The sequence below is a fragment of the Achromobacter sp. FW305-C-28 genome, assembly GCF_058783235.1.
The window spans coordinates 1-21,942 of sequence record NZ_JBYSYL010000003.1 but is presented as its reverse complement, the minus strand read 5'-3'; the positions used below and the strand labels follow the sequence as shown (position 1 = coordinate 21,942).

At 62.5% G+C, this 21,942-nt stretch carries 25 protein-coding genes and 1 pseudogene; 14 read left to right on the top strand and 12 right to left on the bottom strand.

Annotated features, from left to right (window positions below):
* Positions 1–31: 31 nt before the first annotated feature.
* The 6 genes from AC3WMR_RS08945 (at position 32) to AC3WMR_RS08920 (ending at position 5,349) form a co-directional block, all read left to right on the top strand.
* A complete protein-coding gene (locus tag AC3WMR_RS08945) occupies positions 32–478 on the top strand; it encodes a nuclear transport factor 2 family protein (RefSeq protein ID WP_492266411.1) in 447 nt (148 codons plus the stop codon).
* A gap of 85 nt (positions 479–563) precedes the next feature.
* On the top strand, positions 564–1,412 hold the full coding sequence (locus tag AC3WMR_RS08940; RefSeq protein WP_492266410.1) for a fumarylacetoacetate hydrolase family protein: 849 nt from the start codon (positions 564–566) through the stop codon (positions 1,410–1,412).
* On the top strand, positions 1,409–1,987 hold the full coding sequence (locus AC3WMR_RS08935; RefSeq protein ID WP_492266409.1) for a VOC family protein: 579 nt from the start codon (positions 1,409–1,411) through the stop codon (positions 1,985–1,987). The genes AC3WMR_RS08940 and AC3WMR_RS08935 overlap by 4 nt, the downstream gene beginning before the upstream one ends.
* 88 nt (positions 1,988–2,075) lie before the next feature.
* Positions 2,076–3,050: a C-terminal binding protein gene (locus AC3WMR_RS08930; RefSeq protein WP_492266408.1), complete on the top strand. Its 975-nt coding sequence runs from the start codon at positions 2,076–2,078 to the stop codon at positions 3,048–3,050.
* On the top strand, positions 3,047–4,351 hold the full coding sequence (eno, locus tag AC3WMR_RS08925; protein ID WP_492266407.1) for a phosphopyruvate hydratase: 1,305 nt from the start codon (positions 3,047–3,049) through the stop codon (positions 4,349–4,351). The genes AC3WMR_RS08930 and eno overlap by 4 nt, the downstream gene beginning before the upstream one ends.
* Complete coding sequence (locus AC3WMR_RS08920; protein ID WP_492266406.1) at positions 4,348–5,349, top strand: phosphotransferase family protein; 1,002 nt, start codon at positions 4,348–4,350, stop codon at positions 5,347–5,349. The genes eno and AC3WMR_RS08920 overlap by 4 nt, the downstream gene beginning before the upstream one ends.
* 139 nt (positions 5,350–5,488) lie before the next feature.
* On the opposite strand, the gene AC3WMR_RS08915 is transcribed toward AC3WMR_RS08920, so the two are convergent.
* On the bottom strand, positions 5,489–6,340 hold the full coding sequence (locus AC3WMR_RS08915; protein WP_492266405.1) for an SDR family oxidoreductase: 852 nt from the start codon (positions 6,338–6,340) through the stop codon (positions 5,489–5,491).
* 170 nt (positions 6,341–6,510) lie between these two features.
* Between AC3WMR_RS08915 and AC3WMR_RS08910 the strand changes: the two genes are divergently transcribed.
* Positions 6,511–7,494 (top strand): AraC family transcriptional regulator, encoded by a 984-nt coding sequence (locus tag AC3WMR_RS08910; protein ID WP_492266404.1) that lies wholly within the window; start codon positions 6,511–6,513, stop codon positions 7,492–7,494.
* Positions 7,495–7,506: 12 nt separating this feature from the next.
* Here the strand turns inward: AC3WMR_RS08910 and AC3WMR_RS08905 are convergent, their stop codons facing one another.
* The 4 genes from AC3WMR_RS08905 to AC3WMR_RS08890 form a co-directional block, all read right to left on the bottom strand.
* The gene (locus AC3WMR_RS08905; RefSeq protein WP_492266403.1) at positions 7,507–7,857 is read right to left on the bottom strand and encodes a VOC family protein; all 351 of its coding nucleotides are present in this window, start codon (positions 7,855–7,857) and stop codon (positions 7,507–7,509) included.
* A gap of 90 nt (positions 7,858–7,947) precedes the next feature.
* Positions 7,948–9,090, bottom strand: a complete 1,143-nt coding sequence (locus tag AC3WMR_RS08900) for a protein NO VEIN domain-containing protein (RefSeq protein ID WP_492266402.1) — start codon at positions 9,088–9,090, stop codon at positions 7,948–7,950.
* Between the two features lie 129 nt (positions 9,091–9,219).
* Positions 9,220–9,630: a GlcG/HbpS family heme-binding protein gene (locus AC3WMR_RS08895; protein WP_492266401.1), complete on the bottom strand. Its 411-nt coding sequence runs from the start codon at positions 9,628–9,630 to the stop codon at positions 9,220–9,222.
* On the bottom strand, positions 9,623–10,399 hold the full coding sequence (locus AC3WMR_RS08890; protein ID WP_199166006.1) for an SDR family oxidoreductase: 777 nt from the start codon (positions 10,397–10,399) through the stop codon (positions 9,623–9,625). The genes AC3WMR_RS08895 and AC3WMR_RS08890 overlap by 8 nt, the downstream gene beginning before the upstream one ends.
* 93 nt (positions 10,400–10,492) lie before the next feature.
* Here AC3WMR_RS08890 and AC3WMR_RS08885 point away from each other — a divergent pair, with 93 nt between their 5' ends.
* The gene (locus tag AC3WMR_RS08885; RefSeq protein WP_233175453.1) at positions 10,493–11,401 is read left to right on the top strand and encodes a LysR family transcriptional regulator; all 909 of its coding nucleotides are present in this window, start codon (positions 10,493–10,495) and stop codon (positions 11,399–11,401) included.
* A gap of 81 nt (positions 11,402–11,482) precedes the next feature.
* A complete protein-coding gene (locus tag AC3WMR_RS08880) occupies positions 11,483–11,833 on the top strand; it encodes a nucleotide pyrophosphohydrolase (RefSeq protein ID WP_492266400.1) in 351 nt (116 codons plus the stop codon).
* Positions 11,834–11,879: 46 nt separating this feature from the next.
* Here AC3WMR_RS08880 and AC3WMR_RS08875 read toward each other — a convergent pair whose 3' ends face one another.
* The 3 genes from AC3WMR_RS08875 to AC3WMR_RS08865 all read right to left on the bottom strand — a co-directional run bounded on the left by AC3WMR_RS08875 (position 11,880) and on the right by AC3WMR_RS08865 (position 14,941).
* Complete coding sequence (locus tag AC3WMR_RS08875) at positions 11,880–13,007, bottom strand: molecular chaperone DnaJ (RefSeq protein WP_492266399.1); 1,128 nt, start codon at positions 13,005–13,007, stop codon at positions 11,880–11,882.
* Between the two features lie 37 nt (positions 13,008–13,044).
* On the bottom strand, positions 13,045–13,896 hold the full coding sequence (locus AC3WMR_RS08870) for a methylenetetrahydrofolate reductase (RefSeq protein WP_492266398.1): 852 nt from the start codon (positions 13,894–13,896) through the stop codon (positions 13,045–13,047).
* Positions 13,897–14,017: 121 nt separating this feature from the next.
* The gene (locus AC3WMR_RS08865) at positions 14,018–14,941 is read right to left on the bottom strand and encodes a LysR family transcriptional regulator (protein WP_492266397.1); all 924 of its coding nucleotides are present in this window, start codon (positions 14,939–14,941) and stop codon (positions 14,018–14,020) included.
* Between the two features lie 143 nt (positions 14,942–15,084).
* Between AC3WMR_RS08865 and msuE the strand changes: the two genes are divergently transcribed.
* The 3 genes from msuE to AC3WMR_RS08850 all read left to right on the top strand — a co-directional run bounded on the left by msuE (position 15,085) and on the right by AC3WMR_RS08850 (position 17,782).
* The gene (msuE, locus tag AC3WMR_RS08860) at positions 15,085–15,666 is read left to right on the top strand and encodes an FMN reductase (RefSeq protein ID WP_492266396.1); all 582 of its coding nucleotides are present in this window, start codon (positions 15,085–15,087) and stop codon (positions 15,664–15,666) included.
* Between the two features lie 75 nt (positions 15,667–15,741).
* Complete coding sequence (locus AC3WMR_RS08855; protein ID WP_492266395.1) at positions 15,742–16,725, top strand: DUF1852 domain-containing protein; 984 nt, start codon at positions 15,742–15,744, stop codon at positions 16,723–16,725.
* A gap of 28 nt (positions 16,726–16,753) precedes the next feature.
* On the top strand, positions 16,754–17,782 hold the full coding sequence (locus tag AC3WMR_RS08850) for a methionine synthase (RefSeq protein ID WP_492266394.1): 1,029 nt from the start codon (positions 16,754–16,756) through the stop codon (positions 17,780–17,782).
* A 160-nt stretch (positions 17,783–17,942) separates the two neighbouring features.
* Here AC3WMR_RS08850 and AC3WMR_RS08845 read toward each other — a convergent pair whose 3' ends face one another.
* The 3 genes from AC3WMR_RS08845 to AC3WMR_RS08835 all read right to left on the bottom strand — a co-directional run bounded on the left by AC3WMR_RS08845 (position 17,943) and on the right by AC3WMR_RS08835 (position 20,100).
* Positions 17,943–18,563 carry an alpha/beta fold hydrolase gene (locus AC3WMR_RS08845; RefSeq protein WP_492266393.1) on the bottom strand — a complete coding sequence of 207 codons (621 nt, stop codon included), beginning with the start codon at positions 18,561–18,563 and terminating at the stop codon, positions 17,943–17,945.
* Between the two features lie 211 nt (positions 18,564–18,774).
* Positions 18,775–19,293, bottom strand: coding sequence for a lipocalin-like domain-containing protein (locus tag AC3WMR_RS08840; protein WP_492266392.1), 519 nt, complete (start codon positions 19,291–19,293; stop codon positions 18,775–18,777).
* A gap of 90 nt (positions 19,294–19,383) precedes the next feature.
* Positions 19,384–20,100, bottom strand: a complete 717-nt coding sequence (locus AC3WMR_RS08835; protein WP_492266391.1) for a class I SAM-dependent methyltransferase — start codon at positions 20,098–20,100, stop codon at positions 19,384–19,386.
* 91 nt (positions 20,101–20,191) lie between these two features.
* On the opposite strand from AC3WMR_RS08835, the gene AC3WMR_RS08830 reads away from it, so the two are divergent.
* Complete coding sequence (locus AC3WMR_RS08830) at positions 20,192–20,956, top strand: AraC family transcriptional regulator (protein ID WP_492266390.1); 765 nt, start codon at positions 20,192–20,194, stop codon at positions 20,954–20,956.
* Between the two features lie 115 nt (positions 20,957–21,071).
* Here the strand turns inward: AC3WMR_RS08830 and AC3WMR_RS08825 are convergent.
* Positions 21,072–21,527: pseudogene (locus AC3WMR_RS08825) on the bottom strand (IS3 family transposase); the annotation flags it as partial.
* Positions 21,528–21,588: 61 nt separating this feature from the next.
* On the opposite strand from AC3WMR_RS08825, the gene AC3WMR_RS08820 reads away from it, so the two are divergent.
* The coding region (locus AC3WMR_RS08820; protein ID WP_492281566.1) for a transposase at positions 21,589–21,942 on the top strand (354 nt) is incomplete at its 3' end.

Genomic DNA, 21,942 nt, shown 5'->3' with positions numbered 1-21,942 from the left:
GCTTGGGCCGTCATTGATCTGGAGACCACGCATGGACCACACCGATCAAGCCCTGGAGCACTGGGTCACCGTCATGCGCTGCGAAGCGGCAATTCTGCGTTTCACGGCCCACTTCGACGCTGGCCAATATCACGAAATGGAACGCTATTTCGCGCCCGATGGCCTGTGGAAACGGCAAGACGGCGACGTGCGCGGCATCCTCCAGTTGCGTGAGCGCTTGGCCCGGTTCAAGCCCGATTTCGTGATGCGGCACGTCATCAGCAATATACGCACCACCGTACATAGCCGCGAGACTGCCACCGTGGACTCGTACGTCACGCTCTACATGCACGTCTATGGCGATGCCATCGCGCCGCTGCACGCGCCGCTCACGGGTCCAGTGGTGGTCGGACGCTATATCGACGAGATGCGCTGCATCGACGGCGACTGGAAAATCCAGGTCCGCCAGCCTATCCACGACTTCAAGGCCCACGCCTGAGACAACGCATCGCACGACGCCATGGCGCGGCCCGCGGCGCGAACGTTAGCACCAACCTGATTTCTCAGCCAAGACAAGGACACTCATGAAACTCGCTACCGTGAAAGCCGGCGATCACATCGCATTCGGCGCCATCGTGGACAACGGCTTCGTCGACCTGAAGGCAAGATTCCAGGGGCGCTGCCAGGACCTGCGCGAGCTGCTGGCACAAGGCCTGACTGGTGAAGCCCAGCGACTGTGCGAACGGGCGCCCGCCGACTTCAAGCTGTCCGAAATCGAATTCCTGCCGGTCAATCCCAGGCTGGACGCACGCATCTTTGCCCTGGGTTGGTCGTACCTCTCGCACCAACTCGAAACCGGCAAGGACGCACCCGAGTTTCCGGTCCTGTTCAGCAAACACCCGCAGGCCATCGTCGGGCATGGCCAGCCGTTGCTTTACCCGGCGCCCAGCACCCAATACGACTACGAAGGCGAGATCGCCATCGTCATCGGCCGCAGCGGGCGGCGCATCCCTCGCGAGCGATGGCAAGACTACGTCGCCGGCTACAGCATCTTCATGGACGGCTCGGCCCGCGACTTCCAGAAACACAGCATCACCGCGGGTAAGAACTTCGATTCCAGCAGCGCGTTGGGGCCGTGGCTCGTCACCGCCGACGACATTCCCGATCCCTCCCGGATGCATCTGACGACACGGCTGGACGGCGAAGTCATGCAGGACAGCGGCTTTGACATGATGGCATGGGACCTGGGCTTTCTCCTGAACTACATCTCAACGATCTGCCAACTGGAGCCCGGCGACGTGATCGCAACGGGCACGCCCTCGGGCGTCGGGGCTCGGCGTCATCCGCCACGGTTCATGCAAGCCGGACAGACCGTGGAAGTTGAAGTGACCGGCATTGGGACTTTGCGAAACGTCATTGGAGCCGCCAAATGAACACCTCTGAACCGCCGTCTCTGCAACCCCGCCCGACGGTCACCGCGGCACGTGTCACGCCCATCAAGTTGGCCCACCTGGTCTTTCGCACCCGGCGATTGAGCCAAATGGTCGACTGGTACCGCACGGTACTGGGCGCGCACGTCGTCTTTGCCGCAGACGAGATCACCTTTCTGACCTATGACGACGAACATCATCGCATTGCGCTCATGGGCTCGAACGATTGGATCGATCCGGCGCCGCCGGACAGCGTCGGCTTCTATCACGTCGCCTTCACTTATCAGAGCCTTGAGCAGCTTCTGCAGACCTACACTCGCCTGAAGGCGATCGACATTCTGCCCTACTACCCGATCGTGCACGGCCCGACCGTGTCGATGTACTACCGCGATCCGGATGGCAATGCCATCGAATTGCAGATCGACGTCTTCGAGACCAGCGACGAAGCGACCGCCTGGATGAACGGCGAAGCTTTCCGCCGCAACCCCATCGGCGTCATCTTCGATCCCGAAGACATGATCCGCCGCTATGAAGCCGGCGAACCGATAGCGCAGCTCACCAGACGCGCCGACACCTGACTCGGAAACACCAGGGACCACCTACGCGGTCATGGCGGTCCGGCCACGCCTGCCGCGCGGGCGTCTTGCACACCATTGGGGGTACACAATGCCGAAAAAAGTACTGTTGACGGACTACGCCTGGCCCGATCTGGACATCGAGCGGCACATCATCGAATCAGCCGGGTTCGAACTGGTCCACGGCCCTTCCTCTCCCCCCAGCGAGCAAGACGTGGCGCGCCTGGCCGCCCTGCACCGGCCGGCCGCCATCCTGACCTGCTGGGCCCAGGTCAATGCCCAGGCCATTGCCGCCAGCCCGGAACTGCTGGTGATTGCGCGCATGGGGGTGGGCCTGGACAACATCGACGTCGCCCAGGCCACCCGCCGCGGTGTGCGGGTCACCAATGTGCCGGACTATTGCGTCGAGGAGGTGTCGGATCATGCCCTGGCGATGGTGCTGGCCTGGACCCGGGGCCTGTGCATGTTTTCTGCACGGATCCGGGAAGGACACTGGGAGCCCGAAACCGCGCGCTTGAGGCGTCTGTCCGACCTTGCCGTCGGTATTGTTGGCTACGGCCGCATTGGCCGGCGCACCGCGGCCAAGCTGAAGGGCTGGGGCTGCCGCATCGTGGTCAACACGCCCGGCCAGGTGGTCGAAGATGGCGTCAGCAACGTTCCCCTGGAAGCGCTGCTGGCCGCGTGCGACGTCGTCATCGTGCACGCGCCGCTGACCCCGGAGACGCGGCATCTGTTCAATGCCCGCCGCCTTGCACTCATGCGGCCAGGCGCCCTGTTGGTGAACGTCAGCCGCGGAGGGCTGGTCGACACCGACGCGCTCACGGCGGCACTGATCACTGGCCAGCTTGGCGCCGCCGGCCTGGACGTGCTCGATGGCGAGCCCCGCGTACCCGACCGCCTCGCCAGACTGCCCAACGTCATCCTGACGCCTCATGTTGCGTTTTCTTCCGACGCCTCGCTCACCGAACTTCGCCGCCGCGCCTGCGAAGAAGTGGTCCGAGTGCTTGGCGGCGGCGCCCCGCGCCATGCCGTGAATCAACCCTTTTCCAACGCGGAGAAGCCATGAAATCCCATATCAGATCCCTACACGCCAGACAGATTCTGGACTCCCGTGGCCGTCCCACCATTGAAGTGGACGTCGAACTGCAGGACGGCTCGCTCGGACGCGCCGCCGTGCCCTCCGGGGCGTCCACCGGGGCGGCCGAGGCGCACGAGCTGCGCGACGGCGATCCCGCGGTGCATGCCGGCCTGGGTGTGCGCAGGGCCGTGGATCATGTAAATACCGAACTTGCGCGCGCGCTGGCAGGCTTTGACGCGGCGGATCAGGAAGGCGCCGACCATCTGCTGCGGGCAACCGATGGCACGCCCAACCTGTCGCGATTGGGCGCCAATGCCATCCTGGGCGTTTCCCTTGCGCTATGCCGAGCCTTTGCCATCACGTCCGGCCAGGCCCTGCATGCACGCATCGCCGAGCTGTCCGGCAACCCGCAGGCGATGATGCCCATGCCGATGGTGAATATCCTCAGCGGCGGTCTGCACGCCAGCCGGGGCATGGATGTGCAGGACTTCCTGGCCGTGCCGGTGGCGGCCCGTTCCATCGAGGAGGCCATCCGTCACGTCGCCCAGGTGCGCGCCAGCGCCGCGACGTTGATGGCGCAACGCGGACTGCCCACCCTGCTGGCGGACGAAGGCGGTTTGAGCCCGGGCTTTCGAACCGGCCGCAAAGCCCTGCAGTTCATGGTCGAGGCGTTCGAACACGCGGGCTTTCGCCCCGGCCTCGACATGGGCATCGCCATCGACGTGGCCGCCAGCACCCTCCATGCGCCCGACGGCAGGTATGACCTGGCACGTGAAGGGCACGTGGCGACAGCGCAGGAAATGATCGCCCTGTTTGACGAGTGGGTCCGCGACTTCCCGATCTGCTCGATCGAGGACGGACTCGACGAAGAGGCCTGGAGCGACTGGCAAACGCTGACGGAACAGCTTGGCGCCCGCGTCCAGCTTGTGGGCGACGACCTTTTCACCACCAACGCCGCGCGTCTGGAAAAAGGGATTGCGGCCCGCATCGGCAATGGCGTGCTGGTGAAATTGAACCAGAACGGCACCCTGACGGGCACGTTGGACGTCATCGCGCGGGCGCGCCGAGCAGGCTACGCGGCGATCGTCTCGGCCCGTTCCGGCGAGACCGAAGACCCTTTCATTGCGGACCTTGCCGTCGGTTGCGCGACGGGCCACATCAAGATCGGCTCTGTCCGTTGCTCCGACCGCCTGGCCAAATACAACCAGCTGTTGCGCATCGAAGAACAGACCGGCGCCCCCTTCGCGGGCATGTCCCAGTACCGCGCGTGGCAAGGAAATGCATCATGACCGCTCCAGACGCAGCACTGCTGGACTTCTTTCTGCGCACCGGCCTGGGCAAGCCCGGCGAGCCCGCGCAGTGGACCCCGCTGGCCGGAGGGGTGTCTTCGGATATCTGGCGGGTGGTCACCCCCCGGCACGACATCTGCATCAAACGCGCGCTGCCGCAGCTGAAAGTGCAGGCCGACTGGCATGCGCCCATTTCGCGCAATGCGTCGGAATGGGAGTGGCTGCGGTTCGCGGCCCGCCATGTCCCCGCCGCCGTTCCCGAACCGCTGGCGCACGACGCCAAGGCAGGCCTGTTCGCGATGCGCTTTCTGCCTGCCCACGACTACCCGGTGTGGAAGACGCAGCTGCTGGAAGGCAAGATCAGCCATGCCACCGCGGCGTCGGTAGGCGCCACGCTGGCCATCATTCAAGGCGCCAGCACGGCCGATGCCACCCTGCCCAGCCGTTTTGACACCACCGACAATTTCTACGCATTGCGGCTGGAACCCTATCTGGTGGAGACCGGCAGAAAGCACCCGGCGCTGGCCGGCAAGCTGGATTCACTGATTCAGACCACGCTCGCTTCACGCTGGGCGCTGGTGCATGGCGACGTCAGCCCCAAGAATATTCTGGTCGGGCCCTCCTCGCCGGTGCTGCTGGACGCCGAGTGCGCCTGGTACGGAGACCCGGCTTTCGATCTTGCCTTTTGCCTGAACCATCTCTTGCTCAAGGGCCTGGTCCGGCCGCAGCAACGAGACGAGTATCTCGCCGCCTTCGCGGCCTTGCGCGGCCACTATCTGGCGCGTGTGCAGTGGGAGCCGGCCAGCGGCCTGGAAGCCCGCACCGCGGCGCTGCTGCCGGCTTTGCTTCTGGCGCGCGTCGACGGCAAGTCACCGGTTGAATATCTGCAAGACGACCGTGACAAGGACCTGGTACGCGCGTGCGCCATCCCCTTGATTGAATCCCCGCCGGCTACCCTTGACGCGGTGGTCGCCAGGTGGATCAACGCAACGCCGTGATCCCCCCCTGGGTGCAGGCAGGAACACGACGCGCGGCAAGCAGGCTGGCGCCCTGCCTGCATGGCTGGACGCCGGCCCCGTCCAGGGCCGGTTCGCACCAGAAGGCGCCTCGCACAGGCCGGTCATCGGGCGCCAGGCGTCAGTCAGCGAAATCCGTCGCCTCCGACGCGCCTCGCCAGGCATCGATATCCCGGCGCGCGGCGGCCTGCTTCTCGTCGGCAAAGCCATTGGCGACCTTGCCCACGAACAGATGCACCGGCGGTTCGGCCACCGACGCGGCCTGCTGGATCAGCAACGCCACCTTTTCCGGGTCCCCGTCCTGCTTGCCGTCCAAACCCTGATGCAGATCCAGCGAGGCTTGCGCCGCGGTGTAATCCGCAATCGAACGCTGGGCGATCACCAGGCTGTTGTTGGCCAGGAACTCGGTGCGCACCGGCCCCGGATACACCACCGTGGCCTTGATGCCCAGTTCGGCAGCCTCGGCCGCCAACGTCTCGGTCAGCCCCGCCAGCGCGAACTTGGTCGCCACGTAGCTGCCCCAACCCGCATAGCCGCCCATGAAGCCGGCGATGGAGGCCACGTTGAAGATATGCCCGCTGCGCTGCTGGCGCAGATGCGGCAGGCTGTGACGCAGCACGTGCAGCGGCGCGAACACGTTGACCTCGAAATTGCGGCGCACTTCTTCGTCCGTCAGCGCTTCCAGCGTCCCCTGCTGGCCATAGCCCGCGTTGTTGACCACCACGTCGATGCGGCCAAACGTGGCCATGGTCTGTTCGATGGCGGCCTGGACACTGGCTTCGGATACCAAGTCGACCTGCAGTGCGAGCAGATTCGCGGTGTCGTTGCCCAACGCCTTGTGCAGGCTGTCCAGCGTGCGCGACGTCGCCGCGACCTTGTCGCCGCGCGCCAGCAACTGGCGAGCCAGCGACAACCCGATGCCGCGAGCGGCGCCGGTGATGAACCACACGTTATTGCCTCGATGATTTTGCATTGTTCCGTGCTCCTGAAGTGAGGGATTGCAGGAACAGATGCTAGGCGCGCCAGCCTGGGCCGAATAGGCACACAGCTATCGGATGATTGCCTATTCCTAAACCTTATCCGCCACTCTTGCCCGATACCGGGCAAAATCATGCCTAAGCCTCTTAGCCGAAGATTCACCCCATGGCTACTGCAACCGCCGCCCAGCACCAAATGACCGCCCTGCTCGCCCAGTTGGCCCCCCAAGAGGGCTACACCCGGTCGCGCCTGGACGGCGTGCGCTTCATGCGCGCCAACCGGCCGCTGGGCCGCACGCCGGTGCTGTACGAACCCAGCATCGTCATCGTCTGCCAGGGTTCCAAGCGGGGCTATCTGGCCGACAAGGTCTACCGCTATGACGCGCAGCATTACCTGGTGCTGTCCGTACCCCTGCCGTTTTCAACGGAAACCGACGCCACGGCGGACGAACCGCTGCTGGCGGTGTCCGTACGCCTGGACATGACGACGGTGGCAGACCTGGCGATTGAAGTGGATGACCCGGCCATGCAGGACGCGGCCCTGGAAAAACCCGGGCTGGCTACCGATCCGGGTCAGCGTGGCCATGCGCCCGAGGGCATTGTTTCCACCCCGCTGGACGACGCCTTGGCCGACACCACGCTGCGCCTCTTGCGCGCCCTGGCCTCGCCCATCGAAGCCCGGGTGCTGGCGCCCGGCATCGTGCGCGAACTGTGCTTTCGGGTACTGCAAGGCGAACAAGGCGGCGCCATCCGCGCCGCCCTGGCCAGCCAGGGCAACTTCGGCCGCATCTCGCGCGTCTTGCAGAGCATCCACAACGACTACGCGCGCCCCCTGGACGTCGGTTCGCTGGCCCGCGAAGCCGGCCTGAGCGTGCCCGCCTTCCACGCGCACTTCAAGGCCATCGCCCGCACGTCCCCGATTCAATACATCAAGTCCGTCCGGCTGCATCAGGCCCGCCTGCTGATGATCCGCGACAACCTCACCGCCGCAGCCGCCTCCGCGCGCGTCGGCTACGAAAGCGCATCGCAGTTCAACCGGGAATTCAAGCGGCAGTTCGGCCGCAGCCCGGGGGAAGAAGCGCGAGAGATGAAATTCGCATTTGCGCTGTTGCCGGCGGTGCAGTTGGAGGCCGTGGCGTCAACGCATTGATCGCAGCGCGTGCTATTCATGCTGCAAGATATTGACCAACGTCCCCACCGGGTCCCTGACGTAGAACCGGCGCACGCCCCAGGGTTCGCTGACCGGGCCATACTCCACGGCAACACCGGCCGCCTCGACCCGGCGCAGCGCCTCGGCCAGGTCATCCACCTCGATCGACAGCGCCGGCAGTGGCGTATCCGAGCCGCCCTGGCTGCCGACACTGACCTGCACCGTCATCTTGGCCGACCCCGCATAGGTGCGGATCCAGCCGTGGTCCATGGCCAGGTCCAAACCCAGGATTTCCCGGTAGAACCGGTCCACCACGGCGGGGGCGGCGGCGGGGATATTGGCGATGATGCGCTTGACTTGCATGGAGCGTCCTATGGGAAGTCGGGTGATGGATGCGCGAGGATACGGCGCACGCGGCGCGACGTCGGCCACCAGACACGCCTTGGCCGCATACTACCCGGTCACGCGCCGAAATGACGCCCGATAATCAATCGGCTCCAGGTGCAGCTGATCCTTCAGCCTGCCCTTCAGGATATAAAGCTTGGGCGCCTCGCTGAACTGGAATACACGGTACAGATGAAATGCCTCTTGCGCTTCCTCGGAGAATTCCAGTTCGTTGCGGCTGATGATGAATGACGACGCATGGGCGCCATTCGTGGTCTTGACCTCGATGTAGCGATGCTGGCTTGGTGTTTCATGCGACAGGATGTCGTAACCGATGCCATCCCCCAGCCGATCCGATACCCAGTCCAGCCGTTCGAAGAGTTCCGGATACCCAGCTTCGAAAAGACGGCGCTGCTCGAAGCCGATCACCCAGTGTTCGCCGGCACGCCCTAATTTTCGGTTCGCTTCGTCGCGCTGCGCCCAGTTGGTTTTGCGCGGCAACCTGAGTTTGGATACGCCCTTTTCCAGCTGCGCCACCGTTTCAAGCGCCGGCGGGTCCACCAAGGACGCGTGAAATGTCCGTTCGCCCGGCGTCTTGACTTCCTCCAGCGCATCAACGACCTGTGAAACCAGGCCCGGCTGCGCTTGGATGAACTGCTGAACTCCCTGGCGCAGCAGCAATTGCGCGTTGCCTCGGGGCTTGTAGCCGCGAATGAAGGGCAATTCCAGACCGTTCAAGATCGCGCTGATGTTCTGGTACTTCAGTTCCACCGACGCTTTGCTGCGGTTGCGCAATCGCGGACGCAGCTGCGCATTGAATTCCGACTTCACATAGCCCTGTTGCGCGGCTTCCAGCCGAAGCATCTCGAAGTACGACGCGACGGTGGCCTGCACCTCGTCCGCGGTCCAATCCTCGCCGATGGTCACGACTTCAAAACCCAGCTGTTGCAGCCGGGGCACGACGGTCGCCTCGCCCCCGGAAAAGTCCGTGGGTTTCAGCGGCCCCTCGCCGGGAAACTGATAGCCAAACGCCACGCCGACGATGGCCTTGGAATCGCACAACTGCCCGGTCTTGGCGTTGCGCACCAGAAAGCTGCGCGACTTCGCGTACCCGTAGCGCGACAGAAAGGCCGTTCGGCCAAGTTGTGCGAACTCGTCCAGTGCGCGTTGAACGGCGGCCGGGCTCTGCAAGCGGGACAGTTCCACCGCCATCAGGCCCCCACCCTATTGCCTGCCGGGCAGTACCTGCCGCAGGCGATGCATTCACGTTGTGGCATCGAAAGTATGACGACTAAGAATTTAGAAGTAACACTCGATGCTACAGCATCCTACTTTGCCGTATTACCCATGGTCCGGGCTGGACGCCGCCCGCGCAATCGCCGCATCCTGTTCCGGCGTCCCGCCGGACACCCCCAGCGCCCCCAGCAACGCCCCTTGCTCGTCAAACAGCGGTATCCCGCCGCCCATCAGCAACAGGCCCCCTGCATGCACATGATCAAAGTGCGGCGCCGGCACGCCCACCTGCAACGGCGCATTCAGCGCCTCGCTGGGCATTCGGAACATCACCGACGCCCGCGCCTTGGCCAGCGCCAGTTCGTTCGACGCCAGCCACGCATCATCCATGCGCGTAAACGTGACCAGGTTCGCGCCGCGGTCCAGCACCGCAAACACCGCCCTCACCCCGGCCTGCTCGGCGGCCTGGCGGCCCCGGGCCACCAGGCGATGCGCGTGATCGATCGCGATGTCATGCATTCTGCGACCACTCCGTCGCCTGCCACTGCTTGGCCACATCGATCGTCGCAAGCGGCCGCATCGTACGGTACAGGTGTTTCTCGGCGGGAATGATCTCGACCATCGCGTCGATCATTTCCTGCGGATCGGCCTGGTGCAGCAGGCTTGCGCTGAAGTCCGGCATCGGCACCACCGCCTTGTCGGCGTCGTACCACTGCACGAAGCTCTCAGCGCCCGTGTCGTTGAAACCCGTGCCAAAGACGCCGGGGTTCACGGTGGCGACCTTCACGCCATGGGGTTCCAACTCGGCCTTCATCGATCCGGCAATCGCTTCGATCGCGTGCTTCGTCGCGCAGTAGATGCCCAGAAACGGCACCACCAGAATGCCGCCCATCGACGACGTCCACACCACCTTGCCCGACCGGCGCGCCACCATCCTGGGCACGATGGCCTGCACCAGCTGCAAATGCCCGAACACGTTGATGTCGAACGATTCTCGGACCCGCTGCATCGGGATATCCGCGATCGAGCCCCCTTCCATCACCCCCGCGTTCAGCACCAGCACGTCGGGATCAAAGCGGCCGGCGTGCGCGATGTCGATGCTGTCCAGCAGGTTGAGCTTGATGACCTCCATGGCCACGCCCGCCTCGGCGGCATCTGCCCGCAGGCTGCGCACTTGCGGCCAGGTTTCGGCGGTGGCCACGACCTGGTGGCCCTGACGCGCCAATTCAATCGCCGCGCCCCGGCCAAAACCCGAGCTGGCGCCTGTAATCAAGATCTTTTGCGACATGGTCTGCATTCCTTGCGTGCTGGTGTGAATTCCTGCCAGCCAGTGTAGGAAGCCGCTACTATCAAAACAATCACATCAATGCTTGGCGACTCGATGAATCCCATTCACCAATTCAAAGGCTGCGACCTGCTGGCCCTGAACGTCTTCCTGGCCGTCGCCGCCCACCGCAACTTTCGTGCGGCGGCCAAGGAAGTCGACATCACGGCATCTGCGGTCAGCCATTCCATCAAGACCCTCGAGCAACGCCTGGGCGTACGGCTGCTCAACCGCACCACGCGCAGCATGTCGTTGACCGATGCCGGCGAGCGGCTGGCGGCCCGGCTGCGCCCGACCCTGTCATCGCTCAGCCACGCCCTGCAGGAAATCGACGACCTGCGCGAAACGCCCAGCGGCACGGTGCGCATCAACGCCAGCGAAGGCGCGGTGCGGTTGGTTCTCAGGCCGCTACTGGCGCGTTTTCTGCGCACGTATCCGCAGGTGCATCTGGATATCGTGTGCGACGGCAGGCTGAGCGACGTGGTGGGCGAAGGCTTCGACGCAGGCATCCGGCTGGCCGAGGCCGTGCCGCAGGACATGATCTCGGTGCGAGTCGGCGGCCCGGTGCGCTTCGCGGCCGTGGCCTCCCCGGCGTACCTCGCCGCGCGAGGCCGGCCCACGGTGCCGCAGGATCTGCATCAGCATGACTGCATCCGGTTTCGCTTTGACAGCGGGGGCCTGTACCGGTGGGAGTTCGCGCGGCATGGGGTGCAAGAAAGCATCAACGTGAACGGGCCGCTGACGCTGACGGACCAGCCGCTGATGGTGGATGCGGCGGTGGATGGCATCGGCATTGCCTTCGTGCCGGACCATCTTGCGGTGCAGGCGCTGGAGGACGGCAGGCTGGAACGGGTGTTGGAAGATTGGTGCCCGGCGTATCCGGGGCTGTGTCTGTATTACTCGGGGCACCGGCATGTGTCGGGTGCGTTGCGGGCGTTGATTGAGATGTTGCGGGAGGCTGTGTGAGGGGCGTTCGTTTACGGGCTTACGCCGCCTCTGATAAAACCATCCATTCGCCCACCGTATTACGCCGCCGAGAATTCATTCATGACCGATACGCTGCAACACCTTAGCCAACAACAACGTGAATTCGCCCAGGATCGCGATTGGGAGCAATTCCATTCCCCCAAGAACCTGGCGTCTGCCCTGATCGTGGAAGCGGGCGAATTGCTCGAACACTTCCAGTGGATGACCGAAGCGCAAAGCCGGTCGCTCTCTGCTGAGAAACTCGAAGAGGTCGGCAGCGAGATCGCCGACGTGCTGCTTTATCTGGTCCAACTGAGCAACGTGCTGGGCATCGATCCCGTGCAAGCCGCGCAGGCCAAGATCCAGGTCAACGCGCGGAAATACCCGACTGACCGCGCCAAGGGCCGCAGTACGAAATACGATCAGCTTTGACGGCGCCTGACGGGATGGCTTTTACCCAGCCCGACCAAGCGCATCACTAAAACGGCATGTCCTCGAAACGCGGCATGGCCAGTGACCGTTTCATGACCTTCAACCAGCCCTTGAGTCGCTTGATGTCATCGAACGCCAGCAAGTCGCGCTCATATATGTCGAGATTCTTGCGTAGCGAGGCAAGGTCAGCGACAAGATTTCGCATGATCGTGGCCGGCGACACGTCGACAAACGGCGGAATTCCGTAGTTGTTCCTGAACGAATTCTCGACGTGCTCGATTTCCTGATCAAGCTCACCGACCTGTTCCTTCAAAATCGTGTTGTAGTGCTTCAACCGGTCTTCGCCGATGTTGTTGATGGCGTGCTGGTCGATGTGCTCCAGTTCCAATTGCAATTCCAGCAATTGCAACAGGCTATTCTTGCCATATGCCTCGTTGGCCCGCTGCATCAGCGCGGTCTTGCGTTCACGTTCCCGGGCATCGGTTTCACGGTCGGGATGCAAGGCGCTGACCAGTTTGCGGTAGACCTCGCGGATCGACAGGCTCAGTTCGGCCTGCGCGGCTTGTTCTCGCGCTTCGGCGGCGAGTTGCTTGGGCGTCTTCTTTCGTTTGGCCCGACGCGCGTCCCGCGCTTGATTTTCTCGAACCTCTTCCGCCTGACGCTGCTCCATTTGCGCCTGTACGCGTTGCAACATCTCGTCAGGCGAAGCCATGTCGGCATCGTCGCTCAGGTCGACTCCAAGCACGGCTTCAAGCGCCAGTTTCAGCTCATCCAGCTCGGCGGCGGCTTCGCTGTCAAAGTCGGATTCGGTGTATCGGTTGTAAATGGCCTTCAGATCCGGATCGTCGGTCTGCGCGGCCAGGTCACCCGCCAAGTCGATGATCAGGTCTGCAATAGTGGCTCGCTCGGATTGGGTCAGCCCCTTCTGATCGTGCGCCTCATCCAGGCGATGCACCAATCTGGTTCGCAAATCGATGGTCGTTTGCTCGAGAGGAACGAACTCGCCCACGAATTTCTGATGAAAGGCAGGCGTTGCGGCTTCCCAGGCGCTCAGTCGTGAACGCCGTTTTTCAATCTGCTTGATGAGCCGGTTGAACGTCTTTTGCCCTGCCGAGAGCGTTGGCTTGTCCGGGTCAGCAGCAATGCTGATGGGCTTGAGATGGGTCCTGGTCATGTAGCGCTTCATTGATTGAGGTGATGACGAATACGCCCTATCTTAGTCTGTGCGCGTCGATCCATTTCACCGACTGCGCAATTCCCCCGAACGGAAAGAAATGCAGGCTCACCGGTCCATGGGCGTCCGTCAGCCCGGCGGTCAGGCGATCCACGAACACATCCGGCCCCGCCGTGCCGAACAGCTTGCCCAGCGAGATGCCGTACTTGGACCACATTGACGCGCAGGCGCTGACGCCGCACAGCGCGGCATAGCGCGCCAGCACCGCAATACCCGCGGGCCCCGGCACCCCCACCCGCACGGGGTGGTCAATGCCCCGCTCGCGCAGCGTTTGCAGCCACGCCAGCGCCACGTCGGCGTCAAATCCGAACTGCGTGATGATCAAGGGGGCCATGCCGCGGCGGGCAATCATCTGGCACTTGCGTTCCAGCACCTCCCACCGATCGGACGCGCTCATGACCGGATGCCCTTCCGGATGCCCGCCCACGCCAACGACCCGGATGCCCGCGCGTTCGAAAACGCCGGTTTCGATCAACGTCGCACTGTCGGCAAACGGCCCGACCGGGGTCGATGGGTCGCCTGCGATCACGAAGCAGCGCTCGACTCCGGCTTCAGCCACCGCGCGCGTGACGAACGCATCCAGCTCGGCAAGCGACGCGATTCGCCGTGCGGACAGGTGCGGCATGGGCTCGAAGCCCAGCCCGCGCACGGCCCGCGCGGCAGCCAGTCGCGCCTCGTCGTCCTGCCCGGGCAGGTAGGGAATGGAAATGGTCGATCCGGGCAATATCCGGGGCGCCGCGGCGGTCAACGCGGCAATGTCCTTGGTGCTGACTTCCAACGAATAGCCGTCGGTGATGTGGCGAAGGGACTTGGGCGTACTGGGATGCATCAAGGAATCAATGAAGGGCCCGCCGAACGGGTCGAAAACGGGTCGAAAACGGGTCGAAAACGGGCTCGACAAATGGGCTCGACAGTCGGCTCGGCGGACGGTCTGCGTTCAGCGGTAGGGTTCAGGCAATGGCTTCCGGCGCAATGGCGGCGACGGGGACGGCGGCGGGATGGCGAGCCAGCTCGATGAAGGCCCGCACGTAGTCGATGGTGGCATCTGCCTCGCGCGCGCCCAAGTAGATCTGCTTGGCGATGCCGCGCACGCCCAGCCGCACGGGCACCACGTCCATCCTGGCCGCGTATTCCTCGACCAGCCAGCGCGGCAAGGCGGCCACGCCGCGGCCGCTGGCCACCATCTGCACCATGATGTCGGTGGTCTCGATGGCCTTGTGGCGCCTGGGCGTAACCCCCGCCGGCAACAGGAACTGGTTGTAGATGTCCAGGCGCTCGATGTCCACGGGGTAGCTGATCAGCACTTCCTGGGTCAGCTGCGGGGGCTTCACATAGGCCGCGCCCGCCAGGGGGTGGCCCTTGGCCACGACCAGCACCTGTTCGTAGTCGAACACCGGCTCGAACTTCAGGCCGGGCTTGAACAGCGGGTCGGGCGTGACCAGCAGGTCGATCTCGTAGCCGAACAGCGCGCCGATTCCGCCAAACTGGAACTTCTGCTTGACGTCCACGTCCACGTCCGGCCAGGCCGCCAGATAGGGCGACACCACCTTGAGCAGCCACTGGTAGCACGGGTGGCATTCCATGCCGATGCGCAGCGCGCCGCGCTCGCCCTGCGCGAACTGGCCCAGGCGCTCTTCGGCCAGGTCCAGCTGCGGCAGCACCCGGTTGGCCACTGCCAGCAGGTATTGGCCGGCCTGCGTCAGGCGCAGGCTGCGACCTTCGCGCAGCCAGACGTCGGTGCCCAGCTGCTGTTCCAGCTTCTTCATGCTGTGGCTCAGGGCCGACTGGGTCAGGTTCAGCACGCCCGCGGCGGCTGTCAGTGACCCCTGTTTTTCGACCTGCTGGACGATGCTGAGGTGGATGCGCTCAAGCATTCAGATGATTCTCGCTCATGGATTCGTGAAATAAAACCATTTTACTTCATCACCCCCCTCCTCTAGCATGCGCTTCCGGCTTGTTGCTGCACCTGCACAAAAGCAGATGCGGCGCCGCGTAGATCCCTTCAAGTGAAGCAAAAATGACACGCCCCCTCCGTCTAGTCGCAGTTTCCGGCGGACTGCAACGCCCCTCCAAGTCTGCGGCCCTGGCCGAGCACCTGCTGGACCTGATCGCTGACGAGTTTTCCTGCGAACAGCACCTGGTCGAACTGGGTCAGCTTGCCCCGCAACTGGCAGGCGCGGTCTGGCGGTCGCAACTGCCCGCCACGGTCGAGCGGGAACTGAGCATCGTCGAACAGGCGGACATCCTCGTCGTGACCACCCCCGTCTACCGCGGCTCTTACACGGGCCTGTTCAAGCATTTCTTCGACTTCATCGACCAGGACGCCCTGGTCGACACGCCCGTCCTGCTCGCCGCCACCGGCGGCAGCGAACGCCACGCGCTGATGATCGACCATCAATTGCGGCCGCTGTTCAGCTTCTTCCAGGCGCGCACCTTGCCGCTGGGCGTCTACGCCACCGACAAGGACTTCGTCGACTACCGCCTGCAAGACCCGGCCCTGATCGAACGGGCCAAGCTGGCCATCCAGCGGGCATTGCCCTTCATCGAACTGACGCGCGATCTACGCGCCGCCATGGCGCAAGAAGCGGTCGCGGCCTGAAAGCCAAGGCCTCCACTGCCCAAACCAGCGCTACCGCCCTGCAGACCTTTTTAAAAACTGGCACACCCAATCAAAATGAGCAACGCGTTCACCTTCAGCATCAAAAGCATCAATTTTGATGAAAATTATCAGCCGTCTGACAGTACGCGCATCACGACCAACTTCGCCAATCTGGCCCGGGGTGCGAGTCGCCAGGAAAATCTGCGCAACACCCTGAAGATGATCGACAAACGCTTCAATAGCCTGGCGCATTGGGACAACCCCACCGGCGATCGCTATTCGGTCGAAGTCGAGATCATTTCCGTTGAAATGAACATGGGCGCCGAAGGCGGCGATGCCATTTTCCCGCTGATCGAGATCCTGAAGACCAACATCGTCGACAAGAAGAACAACGAGCGCATCGAAGGCATCGTCGGCAACAACTTCTCGTCGTACGTGCGCGACTACGACTTCAGCGTGCTGCTGCCCGAGCACAACAACAACAAAGCCACCTTCAGCACGCCCGACAACTTCGGCGAACTGCACGGCAAGCTGTTCAAGCACTTCGTCAATTCCAGCGCCTACAAGGCAAACTTCAGCAAGCCGCCCGTCATCTGTATCAGCGCCTCGAGCAGCAAGACCTACCAGCGCACGGAAAACCAGCACCCCATCCTGGGCGTTGAATACCAGCAGAACGAATTCTCGTCGACCGACCAGTACTTCGAAAAAATGGGCTTGCAGGTCCGCTACTTCATGCCCCCGGGCAGCGCCGCGCCGCTGGCCTTCTACTTCCAGGGCGATCTGCTGGGCCACTACACCACGCTTGAGCTGATCAGCATCATCAGCACGATGGAAACGTTCCAGAAGATCTACCGCCCCGAGATCTACAACGCCAATTCCGCCGCGGGCAAGCTCTATCAACCGAGCCTGAAGAACCAGGATTACTCGTTGACGCAGATCGTCTACGACCGCGAAGAACGCAGCCAGCTGGCCGTCAAGCAAGGCAAGTTCACGGAAGAGCACTTCATCAAGCCGTACGCCAAGACGCTCGAAAACTGGGCCGCCAACGCCGCCCTCTAATCACTCGAAACACACAAGACCACAGATCATGAAAAAACTTCTGCCCACTTCCACCGCCGGCAGCCTGCCCAAGCCGTCCTGGCTGGCCCAGCCTGAAAAGCTCTGGTCGCCCTGGAAGCTGCAAGACGAAGAACTGGTCGAGGGCAAGCAAGACGCCCTGCGCCTGGCGCTGCAAGAACAACAGCACGCCGGCATCGACATCGTCAGCGACGGCGAGCAAACCCGCCAGCACTTCGTCACCACGTTCATCGAACACCTCAGCGGCGTCGATTTCGAGAAGCGCGAAACCGTCCGCATCCGTGATCGCTACGACGCCAGCGTGCCGAGCGTCGTGGGCGACGTCAGCCGCCAGAAGCCGGTTTTCGTCGAAGACGCCAAGTTCCTGCGCCAACAGACCAGGCAGCCCATCAAGTGGGCCTTGCCTGGCCCCATGACGATGATCGATACGCTGTACGACGGCCACTACAAGAGCCGCGAAAAGCTGGCCTGGGAATTCGCCAAGATCCTGAACCAGGAAGCGCGTGAACTCGAAGCCGCGGGCGTCGACATCATCCAGTTCGACGAGCCGGCCTTCAACGTCTTCTTCGACGAAGTCAATGACTGGGGCATCGCCACCCTGGAACGCGCCATCGAAGGCCTGAAATGCGAAACCGCCGTGCACATCTGCTACGGCTACGGCATCAAGGCCAACACCGACTGGAAGAAGACCCTGGGTTCGGAATGGCGCCAGTACGAGGAATCGTTCCCCAAGCTGCAACAATCCAACATCGACATCATCTCGCTGGAATGCCACAACTCGCACGTGCCAATCGATCTGCTCGAACTGGTTCGCGGCAAGAAGGTCATGGTCGGCGCCATCGACGTCGCCAGCGACAAGGTTGAGACCGCGGAAGAAGTGGCCAATACGCTGCGCAAGGCGTTGCAGTTCGTGGATGCGGACAAGCTGTATCCGTGCACGAACTGCGGCATGGCGCCGCTGTCGCGCGCGATTGCCAAGGGCAAGCTGCTGGCGCTGAGCGAAGGCGCCGAGATTGTCCGCAAGGAACTGCAGGGTTGATAGCCCGCTGAAGCGGGATGGGTGTGGAGGGATTGAAGCGGCAGCTTGGTCCTCCAGACCCATCCATGACCCGTCCTGCCACGGGTTGATACGTAAGACGACTTTCAGCGCTGCACGGCGCCGCACATGACGGCGCAAGAGGCCCTGGACACCCGGTTGCTCAATCGCAGTACGCGCGCAGCAGGTGCTCTCTGACGATGGGTGCCAGTTCACCTGCATACTCGTGGGCAAGATCGTGATGCCCGCCGTTGATGACCCGCAATTCAGCATTTGGCAACAGCGCCAAAAGCTTCTTGCCAACAGCCACGGGACTAAACGGGTCGGCATCCCCCCACAGCAATAGCACGGGCTGAGAGACACGACCGATCTCGCTCGACAGATCCGATTCGAACGACAGAAACCACGACGGGAGACTGGCGTTCGCCTTCACGAATTCGGGGCGCCAGTCTGTAGCCCCCAACGCTCGCGTATCCAAGCCGCCGGAGGTCACACTCAGTACCAGATGGGTAATAAGATTCGGCAGCTCAAGTGCGAGACGCACTGCAAGAATGCCCCCCATTGACTGAGCGATCAAAGCCGTCGGCTGATCGATATCTTTGACGATGCGTTGAACCAGATCGTCGATGCTGTCGACGCAGGGGTCGGCAGGTGTGGCGCCAAATCCCGGATAAGAAACGATCTGTTTCTCTGCGCGATATTCCAGCAGATTCGCAAGCGGTTGCCAGAACGCGGTGCTGCCGGATGCTCCGGGAAGAAAAAGTAATTTTGTGGGCCGCTGCATTACGGTTGCCCGCCTGCTGCTGCGATGGATGGCTTCGAGTGCAGCGTGTCAGGCATCCGGGTCGCCTCGTTAATTGTCCGTTAAGGGCCGAACTCGGCCAGCCATGTCAGTGATCTTCCTGGATGTGAAAGACCCCTTCAGTTATCCACGGAATATCTTTTGATTTGCGCGCACCCTGGGCTGCGGTACCGCAAACAGCCTGCACGCAGTTTTAGTTCACTTTCCGCCACACAGAAATCGGCACATCACCATTGGGCCGCGGCACGACGCGATAACTCAGCTCGCCGTTTTTAAGCTCATAGGTCCGCTTTTGTTGCTGTCCTTCCCAGTTGGGGAAGGATGCGCTTTCGATGCGAAAAGTCAGTGTGGCGGTGGCCGGATCGACGCTGATCGTGCCGAAGTGCGTGCTGGAACCCATGACAGCCGTTTTGTACTCATCGGGTGTTGCCGCGCTCTTGTCGGCTGACGCAAACCTGGGGCGTTCCGCCTTGAAAATCTGCAGTGAGTAATGTCCTTGTGCGTCGATCATCAACATGCCCTTGGGGGCAGCACCATAGTCGCGTGCCCGCGAGCCATCCGGGTGCTGCACATCCGCAGCGACCAGGGTCCATGTTCCCACCATCGAGGGGACGACCGTCGTGGCGTCAGCACGTGCGACCGCCGTCAATAGCGCGCTGGTGAAAGAAATCGCACTGATGAAACCGTACTTGAGAATTTTCTGCCTATTCATGATCTTCTTTGCTCCGTTACTCAGGTTGTTGGCAAGGCTTTATCGAGACTGGTGTTGCAGTCGGCATCGCGACCACATGTCTTTGGCGGGCTATATCGCCGTTGACGTGCGTCGAGCCAACCACGCTCCCCAAAACAGGCTGGCAAAGAAGCGAAGCGGCTGCACGAAACCCGCTTTCTCCAGCAGAGAAAACACGGCTTCTTCCGACTGGGGCGGCTCTGCCCCACGCAGGATCTTGTTCATCCTGGATTGAACTTCTTCCGGATTCGCGCCGTTCATCCGCCAACGGGCAGCCCAGGCATCCATAAGCAAGGGCTGCGAAGCATAAGGCCGATAATTTCCGGCAATGACCACGGGGGCCGCCGGTAGCAAGCGTGCGGCAATCTGCGTCAAAATTTCCTGCTTCGCCTCATTCCCGGCAAGGTGATGCAGCACGCCGATCATGATGGCGGCATCGAAGGACAGCGTTGGATCAATGTCTTCGGCAGTACCGAGAACAGTGTTCACGCGATCAGAAATACCCGCATCGTCCAAGTGCGCTCGCGCCAGCTCCAACATTGGCGGTGATGGATCGACAGCAACAAAAGACCATGTGGGCTCCAACCGCGCGGCAGCGATGATTTCGCCTGCGGTTCCACCGGCGCCGACCACCAAGACCCGTGCGGGCTTTCCATCGCCCAGGGCGGCCGACAGCATGCAGGCAGAAAGCTCATGGCAGGCGTCATAGCCCGCGAGTGCGATCCGACTCTGGGATGCATATTCTCCTGCGCGATCAGCATCGAATTTTCGGGCGGAATTCTGCGTCATACAGCCTCTTGCGTGTCGTGTTTGAGTAGCGGGCTAGCGCACCACGGCATAGCATGATAAAAGATTTAGGATCAATTTATCTTCAAAAATCATGATCGAAAGTTCCAAAATAGACCGAAAGCATGATCGGTTGGTGGCGTTTCTGAAAGCCTTTTCGCTAAGCGCCGCGCATTGCGAATCAATAGAGCAGGCCAATCTCCTCATCGTCGATGTTGAAGAGTCCGGTGAGCCCACCCATCTGCTCTACCGCGCACGATCCAAAGCAACGCTGCCGGAAGGAGTCGTTGTGTGCGCTGCTACGACAATAGATTTTGGTGGCAATGCAAATCCGCTTGTCGGTGCATTGCCTGATGAGTTGTGTTTCTCATTGGCTGACGACCCGCAATTGCTCGAGTTGTCGAAGCTGATCGTGGCCGAGGTGAACGTTGCGCGTTGCGGTGGAGGTTCCATCCGGGCGCGATTGTGCGAGGTCATTGTGGTTCTGGCGATCCGTAAAGCAATAGCCATTGGTACTGTCAATGCGGGATTGCTGGCGGGGCTTGCCCATCCCAAGCTGCACGTAAGCCTCATTGCAATGCACGATGATCCTGCGCGGAACTGGAAAATTGCTGATTTGATGGCCCTGGCGGAAATGTCGCGCGGGCCGTTCATCGCAGCCTTCAAACAGACCGTTGGCCAGTCGCCCGGCGCATATTTGAATGGGTGGCGCTTGGCACTAGGGCGCGCGCACTTGCTCTCCGGGCGAAGCGTCAAGGTTGTGGCCGCAATGGTCGGCTTCGGTAGTGCCGCCGCATTTTCTCGCGCGTTTTCACGTAAGTTTGGTCATCCCCCGACGCAGAGCAAGTTGCCACATTGAGAGGTACGAGACGGCTTTTGCCGCCGAGGACCCCGCACGGGCGCGAAGACGTGCTTATCTGCGGTGACCCGTCCTGCCATAGGTTGACACCTACCGGACGGTATCCGTAGCGCTGCTACGGACTGAACGCCCGATGAACCTCATCGGGCGTTTTGCATTGTAGGGACAGATGTGGGCGCTCGGTGTTGTAGATCTCGATAGACTGCTTGACCATGAGCCTGGCTTGGGCCAGGTCGGCGGGCCTATGGGGCAACAACTCTCCCTTCAGGATGCCATTGACCCGCTCGGCCAAGGCGTTCTGGTAGCAGTCGTAGCCGTCGGTCATCGAGCAGCGGATGCCATGGCGGGCGTGCAGGCGCTGGTAGTACGTCGAGCAGTACTGGATGCCTCGATCCGAGTGGTGCACCAGCGGTTGGTTCAAACGCCGCGAGCGCAACGCCATCTCCAGCGCGCGGCGCACCCCTTCGGTCTGCAGATTCTCGGCCACGTGGTAGCCCACGATCTTGCGCGAGTAGGCGTCGGTCACCAGGCTCAAGTAGGTGCACCGCTGGGCCGTCGGCAGGTACGTGAGGGCCTATCCGGGATTTTGTGGGCGGGGCATATCATGAGGACTAAAGATCATGGATATGCCGATGAAGAAGAAACGTACAGCCACCGCTCAGGCAGCGGCCCGAGGGCCGCTGCCTGAAGTCCCGGCCGAGTTGCTGGATCACCTGGTCAAAGGACCGATGACGCCCAGCGAGGTCCAAGACCTGTTCCTGTCGTTCCAGAAGGCGGTAATTGAGCGGACGATGGCCGCGGAGATGAACCTGCATCTGGGATATCGCCCGGGCCAGGACAAGCCCGAAGGCCAGGCCAACGAGCGCAACGGAGTCAGCGGCAAGACGCTGTTGACCGACCATGGCCCGGTGCGCGTGCAGCTGCCGCGCGACCGCGACGGCTCCTTTGCTCCGATCCTGATCCCCAAGCACGAGCGGCGCTTCACC